17 protein-coding genes are annotated in these 19,196 nt (G+C 72.2%); 11 read left to right on the forward strand and 6 right to left on the reverse strand.

Annotated features, from left to right (window positions below; genetic code table 11):
- Positions 1-33: 33 nt before the first annotated feature.
- Both glpK (ACFPLC_RS35535) and ACFPLC_RS35540 read right to left on the reverse strand, forming a co-directional pair.
- Positions 34-1,983, reverse strand: coding sequence for a glycerol kinase GlpK (gene glpK / locus ACFPLC_RS35535; RefSeq protein WP_378204264.1), 1,950 nt, complete (start codon positions 1,981-1,983; stop codon positions 34-36).
- A 10-nt stretch (positions 1,984-1,993) separates the two neighbouring features.
- Entirely contained in the window at positions 1,994-2,746 is a 753-nt protein-coding gene (locus ACFPLC_RS35540; protein WP_378204267.1) for an IclR family transcriptional regulator, read from the reverse strand.
- Positions 2,747-2,900: 154 nt separating this feature from the next.
- Between ACFPLC_RS35540 and ACFPLC_RS35545 the strand changes: the two genes are divergently transcribed.
- The 4 genes from ACFPLC_RS35545 to ACFPLC_RS35560 are packed head-to-tail and all read left to right on the forward strand — an operon-like array spanning position 2,901 to position 8,110.
- Positions 2,901-3,722 carry an MIP/aquaporin family protein gene (locus tag ACFPLC_RS35545; RefSeq protein WP_191309325.1) on the forward strand — a complete coding sequence of 274 codons (822 nt, stop codon included), beginning with the start codon at positions 2,901-2,903 and terminating at the stop codon, positions 3,720-3,722.
- A 14-nt stretch (positions 3,723-3,736) separates the two neighbouring features.
- Positions 3,737-5,251: a glycerol kinase GlpK gene (gene glpK / locus ACFPLC_RS35550; protein WP_378204271.1), complete on the forward strand. Its 1,515-nt coding sequence runs from the start codon at positions 3,737-3,739 to the stop codon at positions 5,249-5,251.
- A gap of 17 nt (positions 5,252-5,268) precedes the next feature.
- Positions 5,269-6,957, forward strand: a complete 1,689-nt coding sequence (gene glpD, locus ACFPLC_RS35555) for a glycerol-3-phosphate dehydrogenase (RefSeq protein ID WP_378204274.1) — start codon at positions 5,269-5,271, stop codon at positions 6,955-6,957.
- Positions 6,958-7,015: 58 nt separating this feature from the next.
- Entirely contained in the window at positions 7,016-8,110 is a 1,095-nt protein-coding gene (locus ACFPLC_RS35560; RefSeq protein ID WP_378204277.1) for a hypothetical protein, read from the forward strand.
- Here ACFPLC_RS35560 and ACFPLC_RS35565 read toward each other — a convergent pair.
- Positions 8,094-8,969 carry an aminoglycoside phosphotransferase family protein gene (locus tag ACFPLC_RS35565; RefSeq protein WP_378236036.1) on the reverse strand — a complete coding sequence of 292 codons (876 nt, stop codon included), beginning with the start codon at positions 8,967-8,969 and terminating at the stop codon, positions 8,094-8,096. The two genes, ACFPLC_RS35560 and ACFPLC_RS35565, sit on opposite strands and share 17 nt — an antisense overlap.
- Positions 8,970-9,060: 91 nt before the next feature.
- Between ACFPLC_RS35565 and argG the strand changes: the two genes are divergently transcribed.
- Positions 9,061-10,506 carry an argininosuccinate synthase gene (argG, locus tag ACFPLC_RS35570; RefSeq protein WP_191309338.1) on the forward strand — a complete coding sequence of 482 codons (1,446 nt, stop codon included), beginning with the start codon at positions 9,061-9,063 and terminating at the stop codon, positions 10,504-10,506.
- 50 nt (positions 10,507-10,556) lie between these two features.
- Here argG and ACFPLC_RS35575 read toward each other — a convergent pair whose 3' ends face one another.
- Positions 10,557-11,564: a medium chain dehydrogenase/reductase family protein gene (locus tag ACFPLC_RS35575; protein ID WP_378204285.1), complete on the reverse strand. Its 1,008-nt coding sequence runs from the start codon at positions 11,562-11,564 to the stop codon at positions 10,557-10,559.
- Between the two features lie 79 nt (positions 11,565-11,643).
- Positions 11,644-12,213: a TetR/AcrR family transcriptional regulator gene (locus tag ACFPLC_RS35580; protein WP_378204288.1), complete on the reverse strand. Its 570-nt coding sequence runs from the start codon at positions 12,211-12,213 to the stop codon at positions 11,644-11,646.
- A gap of 201 nt (positions 12,214-12,414) precedes the next feature.
- Here ACFPLC_RS35580 and ACFPLC_RS35585 point away from each other — a divergent pair, with 201 nt between their 5' ends.
- From ACFPLC_RS35585 to ACFPLC_RS35610, 6 genes are all read left to right on the forward strand, one after another.
- Positions 12,415-12,990: a DUF6801 domain-containing protein gene (locus tag ACFPLC_RS35585; RefSeq protein ID WP_378204291.1), complete on the forward strand. Its 576-nt coding sequence runs from the start codon at positions 12,415-12,417 to the stop codon at positions 12,988-12,990.
- Between the two features lie 200 nt (positions 12,991-13,190).
- On the forward strand, positions 13,191-13,769 hold the full coding sequence (locus tag ACFPLC_RS35590; protein WP_191309346.1) for a papain-like cysteine protease family protein: 579 nt from the start codon (positions 13,191-13,193) through the stop codon (positions 13,767-13,769).
- Between the two features lie 2 nt (positions 13,770-13,771).
- Positions 13,772-14,530, forward strand: coding sequence for a hypothetical protein (locus ACFPLC_RS35595; RefSeq protein ID WP_465251641.1), 759 nt, complete (start codon positions 13,772-13,774; stop codon positions 14,528-14,530).
- A 49-nt stretch (positions 14,531-14,579) separates the two neighbouring features.
- Positions 14,580-15,635 (forward strand): Lrp/AsnC family transcriptional regulator, encoded by a 1,056-nt coding sequence (locus tag ACFPLC_RS35600; protein ID WP_378204298.1) that lies wholly within the window; start codon positions 14,580-14,582, stop codon positions 15,633-15,635.
- Positions 15,636-15,653: 18 nt separating this feature from the next.
- Positions 15,654-16,769, forward strand: coding sequence for a serine hydrolase domain-containing protein (locus ACFPLC_RS35605; protein WP_378204301.1), 1,116 nt, complete (start codon positions 15,654-15,656; stop codon positions 16,767-16,769).
- Positions 16,770-16,801: 32 nt separating this feature from the next.
- Positions 16,802-18,046: an FAD-binding protein gene (locus ACFPLC_RS35610; RefSeq protein ID WP_378204304.1), complete on the forward strand. Its 1,245-nt coding sequence runs from the start codon at positions 16,802-16,804 to the stop codon at positions 18,044-18,046.
- 51 nt (positions 18,047-18,097) lie between these two features.
- On the opposite strand, the gene ACFPLC_RS35615 is transcribed toward ACFPLC_RS35610, so the two are convergent.
- Positions 18,098-19,090, reverse strand: coding sequence for a LacI family DNA-binding transcriptional regulator (locus tag ACFPLC_RS35615; protein ID WP_378204307.1), 993 nt, complete (start codon positions 19,088-19,090; stop codon positions 18,098-18,100).
- Positions 19,091-19,196: the final 106 nt, after the last annotated feature.

Consider the following 19,196-nt stretch of genomic DNA (forward strand, 5'->3'; position numbering starts at 1 on the left):
CCCTGACAGGCGGCACCCGACCGGACAACGGGTTTACAGCTGCAGGCGATCACCGAGTCCGCGGACGTGGTCCGCCGTGCCGCAGCCGAGGTCGAGCTGGCGGCGGCGCTCCGCGACGAACGCCCGGCCCAACCCCGTCCGGTCCGAAGTGGACATACTCCGGCGCAGTTCGTTCAACAGCCCGCGTTCCTCGCCGCGGACGTGCACGTCCACGGCGTTCTCCAGCCGCAGCAACGCCTTTTCGAAGTCTTCGCCCTCCAGGACGGCCAGGAGGTCGTCGCCGAACGGGGAACCCGGTGCGTCCGGGCGGACGATGCGCTCGGTCGCCGTCGCGTGGGCGACCAGCAGGGCCGCCAGCTCCGCGACCAGCGCCGGGCGGTCGGCTTCGCTGTTGCGCAGGTCGCGCAGCAGCTGCTCGAACCGGCGGTGGTCGGCCAGCAGCACCTCGACCACGTCCGAGCCCGGCGCCGCCGCGGCCGGGGCCGGGCGCATCCAGCCGAACGTCAGCTCCACCGCCTGGCGCCAGTGCGCGTACTCGGAATCGCGGCGGGCCGGGTCCATCGCCGGCAGCCACTGGCCCGCCCGGTGCCAGTTGCGCCGCAGGCCCTCCAGGTCGGGCCAGTACCCGACGGACAGCCCGGCCGCGTAGGCCGCGCCCAGCGAGACCGTCTCCGCCACCATCGGGCGCACCACCGGCACGTCGAGGACGTCGGCGATGAACTGCATCAGCAGGTTGTCCGCGGTCATCCCGCCGTCGACCTTCAACGTCGAGAGCGCCAGCCCCGAGTCGGCGTTCATCGCGTCGACGACCTCGCGGGTCTGCCAGCCGGTGGCCTCCAGCACCGCCCGCGCGAGGTGGCCCTTGGTGATGTACGACGTCAGCCCGGCGATCACGCCGCGCGCCTCGCTGTGCCAGTGCGGCGCGAACAACCCGGAGAACGCGGGCACGATGTAGCAGCCGCCGTTGTCCTCGACCGTCCGCGCGAGGGTCTCGATCTCGGGCGCGCTGCCGATCAGCTCCAGGCCGTCGCGGAACCACTGCACCAGCGACCCGGTGACGGCGATCGACCCTTCGAGGGCGTAGACCGCGGGCTCGTCACCGATCTTGAACCCGACCGTGGTGAGCATCCCGTGGGTGGACAGCACCGGGGTCGGGCCGGTGTTGAGCAGCAGGAAGCTGCCGGTGCCGTACGTGCACTTCGCCTCGCCCGGCGCGAAGCAGGTCTGGCCGAACAGCGCGGCCTGCTGATCACCCAGGGCGGCGGCGATCCGGATGCCGGGCACCACGCGTGACGTCGTCCCGTAGACCTCCGTCGACGAGCGGATCTCCGGCAGCATCGCGCGCGGGACGTCGAAGAAGTCGAGGAGTTCGTCGTCCCAGTTCAGCGTGCGCAGGTTCATCAGCATCGTGCGTGAGGCGTTGGTGACGTCGGTGACGTGCACGCCGCCCTCGGCGCCGCCGGTCAGGTTCCAGATCAGCCAGCTCTCGATGGTGCCGAACAGGACGTCACCGCGTTCGGCGCGCTCGCGCAGCCCCGGCGTGCGTTCGAGCAGCCAGCGGATGCGCGGCGCGGAGAAGTACGTGGCCAGCGGCAGGCCGCACAGCTGCCGGACGCGGTCGGCGCCGGGCTCGCGGGCGAACTGTTCGAGCATGGCGTCGGTGCGGGTGTCCTGCCAGACGATCGCCCGCCCGACCGGGTTGCCGGTGCGCCGGTCCCACAGGACGGTGGTCTCCCGCTGGTTGGCGATCCCGAGCCCGACGACCTGCTCGGCGCTCGCCCCGGCGTCGGCCAGGGCCTGCGGCACGATCCGCGACAGGTTCCGCCAGATCTCGGTGGCGTCGTGCTCGACCCAGCCGGGGCGCGGGAAGTGCTGCTGGTGTTCCCGCTGCACGACCGAGACGAGCCGGCCGCGGGCGTCGAACAGGATGCACCGGGTGGAGGTGGTGCCCTGGTCGATGGACATCACGTACCGCTGGACCATGCCCCTCCCTTCACCACCGGGACGCACCCAGGTCCCGGGAGACCGCGCGCGCCGCGTCGCGGACGTGGCCGAGCAGCCGGGCGCTCGGGCTGCCGTCCGGCTCGCAGATCCGCTCCACCGCGCCGGACACCCCGATCGCGCCGACCACGATCCCGCCGTGGCCGCGGATCGGCGCCGCGATCCCGGCCTCGCCCGAGATCATCTCGCCGTTCTCCGCCGCCCAGCCCGCCTCCCGTACCTTCGCACACGCCCGCTTGATCGCCGTCTGGGTGACCAGCGTGCGGCGGGTGAACGGCTCGGGATCGGCCTTCAGCGTCGTGTCGTAGGCCAGCAGGACCTTGCCCAGCGCCGTCGCGTGCAGCGGCAGCAGCGTGCCGACGTCGAGGGTCTGGAGGCTGTCGTCCGGGCGGAAGACGTGGTGCACGACCAGCACCCGGCCCTCCAGGGGCGCGCCGATCCGGACCGCCTCACCGCTGCGGGCGGCCAGCGCGTCGGCCCAGTTGATCGCCCGGGAGCGCAGCTCGTTGACGTCGAGGTAGCTCGTGCCCAGGTGCAGCAGGGCCGCGCCGAGCTGGTACTTGCCCGTGTCGCGGTCCTGCTCGACGAACCCGACGCCCTGCAGCGTGCGCAGGATGCCGTGCGCGGTGCCCTTCGCCAGTTCGAGGGACTCGGCGATCTCGCCGACGCCCAGCCGCCCCGAGCCGCGCGCCAGCAACCGCAGGATCGCGGCGGCGCGCTCGATGGACTGGATCGGACCGGGCACCGCGCGACCCTAACCCGACCGGCCGCGATTCGACAATGTCGAACATCCACTTCGGCCGTTCGACAATGCCGACCGCCGTCCGTTGACCCTCCCGACCAGCGAACTTAACTTTCCCTCACCAATAGGGGGACAAGGTCCTTTGTGGAGGAAAGCAATGGTGCGAAGCCTCAAGGCCCGCGGACTCGCCGGTGAAATGGCCGCCGAGTTCGTGGGGACGATGATCCTCATCCTGTTCGGGTGTGGCGTGGTGGCGCAGGTCGTCGCCGCGGGCATCGGGGACCACGACAGCATCGCCTGGGCCTGGGGCCTCGGCGTCACGCTCGGTGTTTACGTCGCTTCGCGGATCAGCGGCGCGCACCTGAACCCGGCCGTGACCATCGCGCTCGCGGTGTTCAAGGGCTTCGAGTGGCGCAAGGTCGCCCCCTACGCCCTGGCCCAGACCGCCGGCGCGTTCCTGGCCGCGCTGCTGGTGCGCTGGAACTACACCGAGGTGCTCAACGCCAAGGACCCGGGCCTGACGATCAAGACCCAGGGCGTGTTCTCCACCCTTCCGGGTAACGGCACGCTGCCCGTCGGTGACTGGGGTGCCTTCCGCGACCAGATCATCGGCACCGCGATCCTGCTGATCGTCCTGTTCGCCATCACCGACCTGCGCAACACCTCGCCGGGCGCGAACCTGGCCCCGGTCGTCGTCGGCTTCCTCGTCGTCGCCATCGGCATGGCCTGGGGCACCGACGCCGGCTACGCGATCAACCCGGCCCGTGACTTCGGCCCGCGCCTGGCCTCCTGGCTGACCGGCTACGACACGGCGTTCACCGACCAGTACGGCTTCCCCTACTGGTGGATCCCGATCGTGGCGCCCGTGATCGGCGCGCTGATCGGCGGCGCGATCTACAAGTTCCTCATCGAGCGGTTCCTGCCCGCGGGCGAACCGCTGGACGCCATGCCCGCCAAGGACCTCGAGCCCGCCAACTGAGTAGGAGCACGACCATGCCGGACTTCGTCGGTGCCGTGGACCAGGGCACGACCAGCACCCGCTTCATGATCTTCGACCACGGCGGCAACGAGATCGCCCGCCACCAGCTCGAGCACGAGCAGATCCTGCCCAAGCCGGGCTGGGTCGAGCACGACGCCACCGAGATCTGGGAACGCACCCGCTCGGTCATCGCGACCGCGCTCAACAAGGCCAACCTGAGCGTCACGGACCTGGCCGCGCTTGGCATCACCAACCAGCGCGAGACCACCGTGGTCTGGAACCGCCGCACCGGCCGCCCGTACGGCAACGCGATCGTCTGGCAGGACACCCGCACCGACCGGATCGCCTCGGCGCTCGAGCGCGAGGGCAAGGGCGACATCATCCGGCGCAAGGCCGGCCTGCCGCCCGCCACCTACTTCTCCGGCGGCAAGCTGCAGTGGATCCTGGACAACATCCCGGGGGTGCGCGAGGACGCCGAGAAGGGCGACGCCCTCTTCGGCACCACGGACACGTGGCTGATCTGGAACCTCACCGGCGGCCCGGACGGCGGCGTGCACGTCACCGACCCGACCAACGCCTCCCGCACCATGCTCATGGACCTGGAGACCCTCGACTGGGACGACGAGCTGCTGAGCTTCTTCAACGTCCCGCGGCAGATGCTGCCGGCGATCCGGCCGTCGTCGAACCCGGGCTTCGGCACCACCCGCACCGACGGCCCGCTCGGCGGCGAGGTCGCCATCACCGGCGTCCTCGGCGACCAGCAGGCCGCCACCGTCGGCCAGGTCTGCTTCCGGCCCGGCGAGGCCAAGAACACCTACGGCACCGGCAACTTCCTGCTGCTCAACACCGGGCAGGAGCTGGTGCGCTCCCAGCACGGCCTACTGACGACGCTGTGCTACCAGTTCGGCGACGACAAGCCGGTCTACGCCCTCGAAGGCTCGATCGCCGTCACGGGTTCCGCGGTGCAGTGGCTGCGCGACCAGCTGGGCATCATCAGCGGCGCGGCCCAGAGCGAGAGCCTGGCCCGCCAGGTCGCGGACAACGGCGGCGTCTACTTCGTCCCGGCGTTCTCCGGCCTGTTCGCCCCGTACTGGCGCTCCGACGCCCGCGGCGCGATCGTCGGCCTGACCCGCGCCACGACGAACGCCCACATCGCCCGGGCCACCCTCGAAGCGATCTGCTACCAGACCCGCGACGTCGTCGAAGCGATGCAGAACGACTCCGGCGTCACGCTGGACGTGCTGCGGGTGGACGGCGGCGTCACCGCCAACGAGCTGTGCATGCAGCTGCAGGCGGACATCCTCGGCGTGCCGGTGTCGAAGCCGGTCGTCGCCGAGACCACCGCGCTGGGCGCCGCCTACGCGGCCGGGCTGGCGGTCGGCTTCTGGAAGTCGACCGACGAGCTCGAGCAGAACTGGAACGAGGACAAGCGCTGGACGCCGTCGTGGAGCGACGAGCAGCGCGCCGAGGGCTACGCGGGCTGGCAGAAGGCCGTCGGCCGCACGCTCGACTGGGTCGACGTGCAGTGAACGCAAGGAGGAACACCGTGACCCCGCTTTCCCCGCAGTACCGGGCGGAAACCCTGCGGAAGCTGGTCAACGAAGAGGTCGACGTGCTCGTCGTCGGCGGGGGAGTCACCGGGGCCGGCGTCGCGCTCGACGCCGCCTCCCGGGGCCTGGAGACCGCGCTGGTCGAGGCCCGCGACTTCGCCGCCGGCACGTCCAGCCGGTCGTCCAAGCTGATCCACGGCGGCCTGCGCTACCTGGAGCAGCTGGACTTCAAGCTGGTGCGCGAGGCGCTCAAGGAACGCGGCCTGCTGCTGCAGAAGCTGGCCCCGCACCTGGTGCGGCCGGTCAAGTTCCTGGTCCCGCTGCAGCACCGGGTCTGGGAGCGCGGCTACATCGGCGCCGGCGTCACGCTGTACGACACCCTCGGCGGCGCCCGCGCGCTGCCGCGGCACCGGCACCTGTCCAAGCGGGGTGCCTTCAAGGTGGCCCCGGCGCTCGCGGACGACGCGCTGATCGGGGCGATCCAGTATTACGACGCCCAGGTCGACGACGCCCGCCACACGATGACGATCGCGCGGACGGCCGCCGAGCAGGGCGCTTCGGTGCTCACGCGGACTCGCGTGACGTCGCTGCTTCGCGACGGTGAGCGCGTGGTCGGCGCGAAGGTCGTCGACCGCGAGAGCGGCGTGGAGTTCGAGATCCGCGCTCGTACGGTCGTGGCGGCCACAGGTGTCTGGAGCGACGACATGGCGGAGGCGGCCGGGATCCCGGCGCCGTTCACCGTGCGGGCGTCGAAGGGCATCCACCTGGTGGTGCCGCGGGAGAAGATCGACCTGGACACCGGGCTGATCCTGCGCACCGAGAAGAGCGTGCTGTTCGTCATCCCGTGGGGACGGCACTGGATCGTCGGCACCACCGACACCGAGTGGGACCTCGACCGCGAGCACCCGGCGGCGAGCCGCGCGGACGTCGACTACGTGCTCGACCACCTCAACGCCGTCCTGCGCACCCCCGTGACGCACGACGACATCGAGGGCGTCTACGCGGGCCTGCGCCCGCTGCTGGCGGCGAAGGCGGCCGCGACGACGAAACTGTCGCGGGAGCACGCGGTGGCGCACCCGGTGCCGGGCCTGGTCATCGTGGCGGGCGGCAAGTACACGACCTACCGGGTGATGGCCGCGGACGCGGTCGACGTCGTGGTCGAGGACCTCGGCCGCCCGGCCCCGCCGTCGTGGACCGACCGGCTCCCGATCGCCGGCGCCGAGGGCTACCACGAGCTGTGGGAGGACCGGTACTCCGTCGCCGCGCGGACCGGCCTGCCGCTGACCCGCGTGGAGCATCTCCTGCAGCGCTACGGCACGCGGATCTGGAACCTCGTCGAGCTCATGGAGGAGGATCCTTCCCTGGCTGCGCCGATCACGGAGACTTCGGAGTACCTGCGCGTGGAGGCGGTCTACGCGGTCTCCCACGAAGGTGCGCTGCACCTGGAGGACGTCCTGACACGGCGGACACGCATCTCGATCGAGGAGCGCGACCGCGGTGTGACGGCGGCGCCCGTCGTGGCCGCGCTGATGGCCCCGCTGCTGGGCTGGGACTCCCACCGCACGGACCGTGAGGTGGCGAACTACCTGGCCCGCGTCGAAGCGGAGCGCTCGGCCCAGGAGGCACCGGACGACGCGGCGGCGAACGCCACCCGCCTCGCGGCGCCCGCGCTGCTGCCGAGCTAAACCGGTCACCGCCGTCGCGCGTGGACACCCGGAACCGACCTGAAGGGGAGGAACAGGGATGTTCAGAGGTGTTCTCGCGACGGCGGCGGTGGCGATGGTGCTCACCGCGGTCCCGGCCGGTGCGGACGAACCGGTCGCCCCGGTCGACCTGGGCACGCTGCCCGGCGGGCTGACCAGCTACGGAGACTTCGTGTCGAACGACGGATCGGTGTTCGGCACGGCGGTCGACAAGGCGAACAACCAGCACGGGGCCCGGTGGGACACGGCAGGCCGGATCACCGAGCTGCCGCCGCAGCCGGGCTACACGTCGGTCCTGCCCGCCGCGATCACCGACGACGGGGTGGCGCTCGGGGACTCGATGTCGGCCAGTGCCACCGCCGGGCGGGCGACGCTCTGGGGCGCGTCCGGGCTGCCGGTGGACCTGCCGCCGGTGCCGGGCTACCCGTCTTCCAGCGTGGCCGCGGTCAACGCCCACGGCGTCGCCGTCGGGTATTCCTACGGCGCATCGGCTCCGGACACGGCGGTGAAGTGGGACACGACCCGGGGCACGGTCACGGCCCTCGGCCTCGGTCGCGGCTTCGCGACCAACGACGCGGGCGCGGTCCTCGGCGCGGACGAGGGGGAGTCGAAGTACTGGGACCCGGCGGGCAACCTCGTGCCGTTGGAAGGCGGCGGCACGCCCGCCGACCTCGACAACGCGGGCACGGTCGTCGGCTCGAGCGGCTCCCGCGCCGCGAAGTGGGATGCGGCGGGTCACCTCACCGTGCTCGACACGACCTGGAAGTTCAGCACGGCGGAGGAGATCGGCGCGGACGGGACGATCTACGGCACCGTGGACGCGGGCGACGGCATCCGCCGGCTGGCCCGCTGGAACCCGGCCGGGCAGCTGACCGTGCACCCGAACGCGGACGGCGTGTGGACCCGGTTCGTCACCGCGAACGACACGGGCAGCGCGCTCGTGGCGATCGGCTCCGGCCAGTTCTTCGTCTGGGGGCCCGGCGGCGGGTTCACCGCGCTGGGGCGGCTGCCGGACCACCACTGGTGCGGCGCCGAGGACCTCAACGACCGCGGCGCGGTCACGGGCGCCTGCACGGTCCGGGGCCGGGACCTGCACGCCCTGCGGTGGGACCTGCCGGTCATCGGGAACCGGTGAGCACGCCCAGCTCGGCGAGCACGTAGCGCGCGTTGGCCGAGATGACCGCGTTCGTGTGGCGGTAGTACGGCAGCTGGATCACCGCCATCGCCAGCGCGCGGCCACGGCCGCGTGCCCAGGTGGCGTCATCGGGGGCCACGGCGTCGCGGAAGGCGGGCCGGGTGTCCGCGGTCAGCAGGTTCCACGCCGGGATCAGATCGATCGCCGGGTCGCCCACCCCGGCGGTCGCCCAGTCGAGGACGCCGGTCAAGCGGCCGTCGCGCAGCAGGAGATTGCTCGGCATCAGGTCGCCGTGGAGCCAGCACGGCGGCCCGGTCCACGGTGGAGCGTCGAGCGCTTCGGCCCACACCGCGAGCGCGGCCCCGGGGTCGAACGGCTCGTCGGTGCGGCTCAGCTCGCCGATCGCCGCGCGGGCGGCCTCGTCCACTGTGGACAACGGCCTCCCACGGCGGGCCGGGGGACCCGCGGCCCGGTTCGCCCGCAGCGCGAGGACGAACTCCGCCAGGCCGGCGGCCGCGCGGCCTTCGAGTGCCGGTGAGCCGTCGAGCCAGCCGTGCACCGCCCACGGCCACGGATATCCCTCGGCCGGCTCGCCCACGGCGACCACGGCGGGGACCGCCACCGGCAGCTCGCCCAGGGCCCCGAGAACCCGGCGTTCCTTCGTGATGTCGGAGGCGCCGCCCTCGGTGAGCGGGAGCCGGACGGTCAGCTCGGTCCCCAGGCGGTACACGGCGTTCACCGTGCCGCCCGACGCCAGGGGAGTGGCCGGGAGGTCCGCCCACTGCGGGAACTGCCCGCGCACCAGCCGCTCGACCAGCTCGGTGTCCATGGCGTGCTCATCGGCGTGCATCCGGCCCATGCGATCACCGAACCACGCACGTCAACGGGGTTTTCGTGACCCGGCGCACCCCGAATTGCACGACGATGCATAGGCGTGCATAATCATTCGCATGTCCAAGGTGCTCACTTCCCTGCCCGTCGGCGAGCGTGTCGGTATCGCCTTCTCCGGTGGCCTCGACACTTCCGTAGCGGTCGCGTGGATGCGCGACAAGGGCGCGGTGCCCTGCACCTACACCGCCGACATCGGCCAGTACGACGAGCCCGACATCGAGTCGGTGCCCGGGCGGGCCGGGCAGTACGGCGCCGAGATCGCCCGGCTGGTCGACTGCAAGGAAGCCCTCGTCGAAGAGGGGCTGGCCGCGCTGACGTGCGGCGCGTTCCACATCCGCACCGGCGGCCGCAGCTACTTCAACACCACCCCGCTCGGCCGCGCGGTCACCGGCACCCTGCTGGTGCGCGCCATGCTCGAGGACGACGTCCAGATCTGGGGCGACGGCTCGACGTACAAGGGCAACGACATCGAGCGGTTCTACCGCTACGGCCTGCTGGCCAACCCCTCCCTGCGCGTCTACAAGCCCTGGCTCGACGCGGACTTCGTCACCGAGCTCGGCGGCCGCAAGGAGATGTCCGAGTGGCTGCTCGCGCACGACCTGCCCTACCGCGACAGCACCGAGAAGGCCTACTCGACCGACGCCAACATCTGGGGCGCGACGCACGAGGCGAAGTCCCTGGAGCACCTGGACACCGGCATCGAGATCGTCAAGCCGATCATGGGCGTGGCGTTCTGGGACCCCGAGGTCGAGATCCCCGCCGAGGACGTCACGATCGGCTTCGAGCAGGGCCGTCCGGTGACGATCAACGGCAAGGAGTTCGCCTCCGCCGTCGACCTGGTGCTGGAGGCCAACGCCATCGGCGGCCGGCACGGCCTCGGCATGTCCGACCAGATCGAGAACCGGATCATCGAGGCCAAGAGCCGCGGCATCTACGAGGCGCCCGGCATGGCGCTGCTGCACGCCGCCTACGAGCGGCTCGTCAACGCCATCCACAACGAGGACACCCTCGCCAGCTACCACAACGAGGGCCGCCGCCTCGGCCGCCTGATGTACGAGGGCCGCTGGCTGGACCCGCAGGCGATGATGCTGCGCGAGTCGCTGCAGCGCTGGGTCGGCACCGCGATCACCGGCGAGGTGACGCTGCGGCTGCGGCGCGGCGAGGACTACTCGATCCTCGACACGGCCGGCCCGGCGTTCAGCTACCACCCGGACAAGCTGTCGATGGAGCGGACCGAGGACTCGGCGTTCGGCCCGGTCGACCGGATCGGCCAGCTGACCATGCGCAACCTCGACATCGCCGACTCGCGGGCGAAGCTGGAGCAGTACGCGAGCCTCGGCATGGTCGGCGGCTCGAACCCGAAGCTGATCGGCGCCGCCCAGGCCGCGTCGACCGGCCTGATCGGCGCGATGCCCGAGGGCGGCGCCGAGGTGATCGCCTCGCGCGGCAAGACCGACGACGTCGAGCTGCTCGACAACGCCGCGATGGAGTTCGGCACGGACTGATTTCGCAGACCCGAAGGCCACCACGCTCGCCGTGGTGGCCTTCGGTGCGTTCACGGGACGAGCACGACCTTGCCGGTGACGGTGCCGGATTCGGCCAGCGCCAAGGCTTTCGCCGCTTCGGCCAGCGGAATGCGCGCGGCCACCTGAGCCCGCAGCTGTCCCCGCGCCGCCAGGTCGAAGACGGCCGTCAGGTCTTCGGCCAGCCGCGCGCGGAACCGGGTGAGGTTCCGCTTGCCGGCCCAGATGTTGTAGAAGTGCGTCCGGCGGCGGTTCGGCAGGGCGTTCCACCACAGCAGGCGGGCGAACAGCTTCAGCACCGGCAGCCGCGAGTTGCCCGGGTCGTCCTTGGTGGCCGCGGTGCCGTAGGCGACCAGCGTGCCACCCGGGGCGAGCAGCCGGAACGAGTCGGCGATACCGGGCCCGCCGACGTGGTCGAACACCGCGTCGACGCCTTCCGGGGCCAGCTTGCGCACCGCGGCGGGCACGTCGCCGCGGTAGTCGACGGCCGTCGCGCCGAGCGCGGTCACCGCGTCCAGGTTCCGGGCCGACGCGGTCCCGATCACCTCGATCCCGGCCATGCGCGCCAGCTGCACCAGGGTCGTGCCGACGCCGCCGTTCGCGCCGTGCACCAGGATGGTCGCCCCGGCGCGCACGCGGGCGATCCGGTGCAGCATCTGCCACGCCGTGATGCCGCTGACGACGAACGTTTCGGCCTCGGCCGCGTCCAGCTCCGCCGGCACCGGCACGAGGTCGGCCTGGGGGAGGACCAGGTGGCTGCGCCAGCCGCCGACCTTGGTCAGCGCGGCCACCCGGCGGCCGGTCAGGGCCGGGTCCGCGGCTTCGAGCACGGTGCCGACGACGTCGTAGCCGGGCACGAACGGGAACGGCGGCTGGTCGTAGTACTTGCCGCGGCGCATCTGCTGTTCGGCGAACGAAACGCCAGTCGCCTCCATGCGGACGAGGGCTTCGCCGGCGCCGGGGCGCGGGAGCTCGCGGTGTTCGACGCGCAGGCCGTCCGGCTCGACGAGGCCGGGGAGGACGATCTCGGTGACGGTCATGAGGGGGTTCCTTCCTAGTGTGAGTGACTGGTCAATCACTCGACGGTCGAGAAAAACGGCCCCGCGACGGGGCCGGGTTTCAGCTGGTGCCGGGGTGGCGGATCCCGGCGGAGAGCACGGCGGCCCATTCGCCGGGGTGCTCTTTCAGGCCGAGGGTGGTGATCAGGTGGCAGAGCTGGCCGAAGGCGATGAACCGCTGGACTTCGTCGTCGGTGGCGCCGGAGCGCGACCGGGCGAACTCGGTCACCTTGGCCAGCCCGCGGCGGACGGCGTCGGCGATCTCGGGCGTGTCGGCGGCCGACTGGGCGTGCACCTGCAGCATCAGCAGGTTCCGGTCGGCGATCAGCTCCCCGTAGGCGCTGCCCATCGCGTCGAGGATCTGTTCCGGGTCGGCGTCCCCGGCGCGGGCGGCGCCGTTCGAGAGGGCGTGCACGACCAGTTCGTAGCACCGGTCGAGCGCGGCGACGAAGAGGGAAACCTTGCCGGGGAACAGCTTGAAGACGTACGCGGGGGAGATGTCGGCCCGGGCTGCGACCGCGCTGATCGGCGTGCTGTGGTAGCCGCCGCGGGCGAACTCGGCGATGGCCGCCTCGACGACGGCGTCCCGCCGGGCGTCGGAGGTGGAGAGTGTGGCACCGCGTTTCGTCATGTGAGTGACTGTACACTCACTCTCGTCCGCTCGGCAACCGCCCGGCACTCCGGGGGTGCGCGAGGCGAGCGCGGGTGAATGACAAAAAACGGACGGCGCGGCCGGAGGCGCATGACAAATTCCCGGGTTCCCGAAAATCGTCATGGCTGGTTGGGAAGTTTTCGACCTAGTATCCGAAGCCCGACGAGGAAAGGACGAACAATGCTGAAGACCCGACGCCGTGGAATCGGCGTTGCCGCGCTGCTGACCGCCGCGCTCGCCATTGTTTCCGCCGGTCCGGCCGCGGCGGCCGAAAAGTCGTTTACCTACCGGGGCGGGTTCCCGCTGATCGGCGACCAGCAGGTCGCCGTGGTGGTCCACGCCGACATCCCGGCGACCGCGACCGCCGGCAGCACGATTTCGGTGCCGTTCAGCCTCGACGTCGACGCCGGCCAGACCGCCGGTGACGGCCTGCGCCTGGTCGGCGCGACCAAGCTTTCCGGCACGATCAAGTCCCAGGTGAACGTCGCGATCGGCAGCCAGTCCGTGGCCATCCCCGTCGAGCTGCCGATCCCCGAGACGCCGGTCCCCGCCGAAGGCAGCCTGAAGTTCACCGCGCTCGGCCAGGTCGACTTCACCGTCCCGGCCGGCACCCCGGCCGGCGAGGCGACCAGCAGCGTCGACTCCGCCGCGACCACGCACGTCGTCACCGACAGCGCCCTCGGCGAGTTCGACGTCGCCCTGACGCTCGACCCGCCGGACCAGGACGCCACTCTCGGCACGACGACCGTTTCCTGACCGGTTGCGACGAGAGGGGCCGCCGGAATCCGTCCGGCGGCCCCGAGCCGCTGCCGGAATCCGGCACCCCGGAACCGCCGGGATCCGCCGGAATCGTTTCCCGCCAACGCAATCCTCCCTTGGTAGGTACCGGATCACCGGGGTGGCGCGGAGTATTCCGTGCCACCACGTCGAAACCTCACCGGCTGGAGGAGCACTTCGTGAAAACCATCTCAGGGGTCCTTTGTGGACTCGCTGCGGCCACGCTCGTGGCCGTCGCGGTGCCGGCCCCGGCCACCGCGGCCGCGGCGCGGACCGATCTCGGCATCACCATGCAGGCCCAGCAGAAGAACCAGTGGTGCTGGGACGCCAGCGGCAACACCATCGCCGACTACTGGGGCTATTCCCTCACCCAGACCCGCTTCTGCCAGATCGCGCACAACGAATCCGGCAGCGACTGCGCCAACAACCAGGGCTACCTGTCCGACCAGCAGCGCGTGTTCCGGTACCTCGGTTTCACGAACGTCGGGACGTACAACTCGGGCGGCCAGACGCTTTCCTTCACCGGCGTGAAAACCCAGATCGACGCCGGAAAGCCGGTCGGCACGCGCATCGGCTGGCGCTCCGGCGGCGGCCACATGCACGTGCTCTACGGCTACGACAATTCCGGCGGCGCCACCCGGGTCGAATACGGCGACCCGTGGCCGAGCAACAGCCGCTACAACTCGATGAACTACGACACCTACCGCTCGAACAGCCAGTTCCAGTGGACCCACACGCTGTACGGGATCGAGGGATGAGCATGCTGCGGAAAACGCTGGGCGTGGCCGTGCTGGCCGGCGCCACGATGCTCACCACGAACGGCGCCGCGAGCGCGGCGAGCGGACCCGCGGGCGCCCCGACCCCCGCCGACACCGCCGCCATCGAGCAGGTCACCGGCGGACCGGCCACCCTCGGCCGCCTGGCGGAGACCAAGTTCCCCGGCAGCCACGCGGCGACGGCGGCCCAGCAGGCGGCCGACCCGCGCACGCAGGTCCCGGTCTACGAGCCGACCGCGGCGTTCGTCGCCGGGAAGTCGGACGTCCCCGCCGCGCTCGCCTACGTCGCGGTCCCGGCGCGGACCGGCGACGGCACCGCCGCGACCGTCTGGGCCGAGCGCCAAGGCCCGGCCTGGGCCGTCGTCAACGTCGCCTCCGGCGACTACGAGCGGCAGTACGCCCAGGCCGCGACCGGCGGCTACCTCCTGCACGAACCGCAGGTCAACGCCTGGTACGCGGTGCACGGCGACACCGTGACCGTCCTGGACGGCTCGGTCACCGGCTTCGCCGCGGGCACGAAGCTGTCCCTGGCGGACTACCGCGCGGCGCTGCACGAGCGGTACGCGGACAAGCTGCCGGGCTCGGCCTACGACCGCGACGGCGCGGGCGGCGGCTACGGCGGCCGGGAACGCGCGGTGCCCGCCGCGGACCCCGGCGACGTCCCGGCGCTGCCGTTCGTGCTCGGCGGGGTCCTCGTGCTGCTGGCCGGCGCGGCCGCGGTGCCGCGGCTGCGGCGGCGATAGGACGGCGAGGGGCCGCCGGCGGTGCCCGGCGGCCCCTTGGCAGCCGATCATGACCAGGTCACAATGCGCCATGCCCGTTTCGCCCGGTGCGCCGGAAGGGGCGCGCCCGGGGTTGAGCGCGCCGGACCTCGCGCTGGTCGAAGCGCTGCAACGGGATCCGCGGGCGCCGTGGACGCGCCTCGCCGCCGCCCTCGGCACCGACGCGACGACGGCGGCCCGCCGCTGGGAACGGCTGCAGGCCGCCGGGCTGGCCTGGCTCACCGCCTATTCCACCCCGCCGACGACCACGGTCGGCTACGTCGACCTCGCCTGCCGCCCGGACTCCCTCAGCGCACTGACCCGCGAACTGTGCGGCTGGCCGCCGGTGTTCAGCGTCGAGCGCACGACCAGCCGGTTCGCCCTGTTCCTCGGTCTCGCCGCCCGCGACCTCGACGCGCTGGACGCGCTGGTCACCGGCCGCATCGGCGCCCTGCCCGGGGTGCGGGAGGTCCGCTTCGCCGTCGCGACCCGGGTCTACCGGGAGGGCAGCGGCTGGCTGGTGGACGCGCTCGCCCCGGAGCAGCGGGCGGTGCTCGACGACACCGCGGTGCAGGCCCGGCTGGTCGTCCCGCAGCAGTGGAACGACCGGGGTCTGCGCGCGCTCGTGGAGTCGCTCGGCGAAGACGGGCGGCGCAGCTACGCGGTGCTGGCCCGCGACTGCGGGATGAGCGAGTCGGCGGTGCGGCGCACGCTCGCCCGGATGCTGCGCAACCACGAACTCGACTTCCGGTGCGACCTCGCGCACGTCCCGGCGGGCTGGCCGGTGATCGCGGGGTACCGCCTCGACGTGCGTGCGACGGAGCTCGATCGCGCCGGCGCGGCGATCGCGCAGCTGCCGGAGACCCGGCTCTCGGCCGCGGTCGTGGGGGAGGGCAACCTCGTCGTGTCGGCGTGGCTGCGGGAGCCGGCCGACTGCACGGCCTACGAGACGCGGCTGGCGGCGGCCGCCCCCGGTGCGCGGGTCCTCGACCGCGCGATCACGCTGCGGATGCCGAAGCGGATGGGCCGGCTGCTCAGCCCGCACGGCCTCGGCGGCACCCACCAGGCGATCATCCCGGCCCGCTGAACTAGGGTCGGAACCACCATGAGCCTGCGCGAAATCCTGCAACGCCACGTCGACGACGGCACGCTGCCCGGCGCGGTGGCGATTGTGGACACCGGCGGCACGCGAGAGGTCGTGGCCGTCGGCTCGGTCGACGTCGAGGGCAGCCGCCCGATGGCCGAGGACACGCTGTTCCGCTTCGCGTCCATCACCAAGCCGATCACCGCCGCCGCGGTCCTGGTGCTGGTGGACGACGGCCGGCTCGCCCTCGACGACCCGATCGGCCGGTGGCTGCCGGAGCTGGCCGAGCCGAAGGTCGTGCGCACGCCGTCGAGCGCGCCCGACGACGTCGTCCCGGCGAAGCGGCCGATCACGGTGTTCGACGTGCTCACCAGCCAGGCCGGCTGGGGCTTCCCGTCGGACTTCACGCTCCCGGCCGCGCAGGCGCTGGCCGGGGTGCAGCGCGACGGCCGGGAAGTGCAGAGCTTCCCCGAACCGGACGTCTGGCTCGCGCGGCTCGCCGAGGTGCCGCTGCTGCACCAGCCGGGCGAATCCTGGCTGTACGACACGTGTTCCACGATCCAGGGCCTGCTCGTCGCCCGCGCGTCCGGACAGCCCTTCCCGGAGTTCCTCGCCGAACGGATCTTCGCCCCGCTCGGCATGACCGACACGGGTTTCGTGGCCGAGCCCGGCCGGGCCACCGCGTTCTACAAGAAGACCGCCGACGGGCTGGTGCTCGCCGATCCGCCGGACGGCCAGTGGGCCACGATGCCCGCGCTGCCGCTCGGCAACGGCGGCCTGGCCGGGACGGCGGGGGACTGGACCGCGTTCGGCCGGATGCTGGTGCGCGGGGGTGCCGGAGTCCTCACGCCCGAGGCCGTCCGGCTGATGACCACCGACCACACCACCGCGGCGCAGCGCGAGATCGGCGCGCTGTTCCTGGAAGGTCAGGGCTGGGGGATGGGCGGCTCGGTGGACATCACCGTCCGCGAGCCGTGGCACGTCCCGGGCCGGTACGGCTGGGTCGGCGGAACGGGCACGACCGCCTACGTCGTGCCCGCCACCGGCGCGATCACCGTGCTGCTCACCCAGGTCGGCGAGGACAGCCCCGTGACGCCGAGCTGGATGCGGGACTTCTGGCGCGCCGCGGCCGCGTAGGGTCGGAAGCGGATCTCGGACGGCGGAAGGACATGCGGGTGGGCGAGGCGAACTGGGCCGGCAACCTGACCTACGGCGCGGATGCGGTGACGACCCCGCGGACGGTCGGCGAAGTGCAGGAGGCCGTCGCGGCCGCGGCGCACGTCAAGGCCCTCGGCAGCCGGCACTGCTTCAACGACATCGCGGACTCCCCGGGCGGGCTCCTGCTGGACCTGCGTGCGCTCGACGCCGGAGTCGAGATCGGCGACGGCACCGTGACGGTCGGCGGATCGGCTCGCTACGGCGATTTCGCGCAGCAGCTGCACGACGCGGGCTTCGCGCTGCCGAACCTCGCCTCGCTGCCGCACATCACGGTGGCGGGCAGCGTCGCGACCGGCACGCACGGCTCCGGGCGGCGGCAGCCGGGGCTCGCCGCGGCCGTCTCCGGCATCGAGCTGGTCACCGCGGACGGTTCGCTGAAGACCTTCACCCGGGCCGACACCGAGTTCCCCGGCCTCGTCGTCGGGCTCGGCGCGTTCGGTGTCGTCACCCGGCTGACCCTCGACGTGGTCCCGGCGTTCGACGTCCGCCAAGACGTCTTCGACGCCCTGCCGTGGGACGCCGCCTACGAGCGGTTCGACGAAATCGAAGACGCCGGCTACAGCGTCAGCATGTTCACGAACTGGGCGAACGACGCGATCGACCAGGTGTGGGTCAAGAGCCGCGTCGACGATTTCACCGAGCGCGCCGGGCTGTTCGGCGCGGTTCCCGCGGACGGGCCGCGCCACCCGGCACACGCCGCCGGCGTGCCGGCCGACAATTGCACGCCGCAGCGCGGGGTGCCGGGCCCGTGGCACGCGAGGCTGCCGCACTTCGCCTTGGCGTTCACCCCGAGCGTCGGGGACGAGCTGCAGTCGGAGTACTTTGTGCCCTACGCCGACGCGGTGGCCGCGATCCGGGCGGTCCGCGAGCTCGGCGACCTCGTCGCGCCGCTGCTGCTGGTTTCGGAAATCCGCGCGATCGCGGGCGACGACCTGTGGCTCAGCCCGTGCCACGGCGGCGACCGGGTGGCCCTGCACTTCACCTGGCAGCCGCGGCAGCCCGAGGTCGAGGCGGTGCTCCCGGTGCTCGAGGAGCGCCTGGCCCCGTTCGGCGCGCGCCCGCACTGGGGCAAGCTGTTCCACGGCGTTCCGGGGGAGTACCCGCGGCTGGCCGACTTCCGGGCGCTGGCGGACCGGCTGGACCCGCGGGGCAAGTTCCGCAACCCCTTCCTGAGCCGCACCGTCTTCGGCGCCTGACCACCCCGCGCAGTGAATGACTCATTCCTGGCGTCGGACGCCAGGAATGAGTCATTCATGACGCTTGGCGGGCGGGGCCGTCGTGGCGCGGACGATGAGGTGGGTGTCCAGCATCTGCGTCGTGTGCTCGTCGGCCTCGCCGTCGAGCAGGCCCAGCAGGATCGTCACGGCCGCGCGGCCGGCCGCCTCCGTCGGCATCGCGATCGTCGTCAGCGGCGGCGCCGAGATCGCCGCAAAGACCAGGTCGTCGAAGCCCACCAGGCTGATTTCGTCCGGTACCGGCACCCCGCGCGCGTTCAGCCGCGCCAGCGCGCCGAAGGCGACCAGGTCGTTGTAGGCCACGATCGCCGTCACGTCGGCCGCCAGCGCCAGGTCCGCGCCCTGCAGGCCGCCCTCGAACACCGGCGGGAACGGGCCGAACTCGACGACGTCCGTGCCGTGCTTCTGCGCGGTCTCCGCCAGGCCCTGCCGGCGCGCCCGGTTCGCCCACGACACCCGTGGCCCGCCCAGGTAGGCGCACCGGCGGTGGCCCAGCGCGGCCAGGTGCTCGATCGCCTGCCGCATCCCGTCCGCGGCGTCCATCACGATCGACGGGATCCCGGGCACCTCCCGGTTGAGCAGCACCAGGGTCGTCTGGCCGGCGAGCGCGCGCAGCTGGTCGTCGGTCATGCTCGGGCTGCACAGCACCACGCCGTCGACCTGCTTGGCCATCCGCCGGACGAGGTTCTGCTCCATCGCCGGGTCCTCGTCGCTGTTGGCGAACAGCACCGCGATGTCGTCCTGGCGGGCACGGGCCTGGACGCCGTTGAGCACGCCGGTGAAGAACGGATTGCCCAGGTCGGAGACCACGATCCCGATGTGCCCGGTGCGGACCGCGGGACCCGGCTGCGGCGTGCCGGCCGCGTGGTAGCCCAGCTCGTGCGCCGCGGCCAGCACCCGGGTGCGGGTCTGCTGGCGGACCAGGTCCGGGGACGTGAACGCCCGCGAGACGGTCGAGATCGACACGTTGGCCCGGCGGGCGACGTCGTGAATCGTCACGGTCACGGCTACTCCTCGGCAGGCTCCCCGCAACATCATGGAAACGCCTGAGAGCGTTGTCAACAAATCCTGCAAACCGGTGGTCATGAGTTGCAGCCGACGGTGGTCTATT

The sequence above is a fragment of the Amycolatopsis plumensis genome (genome assembly GCF_042652605.1).
GTDB lineage: Bacteria > Actinomycetota > Actinomycetes > Mycobacteriales > Pseudonocardiaceae > Amycolatopsis > Amycolatopsis plumensis.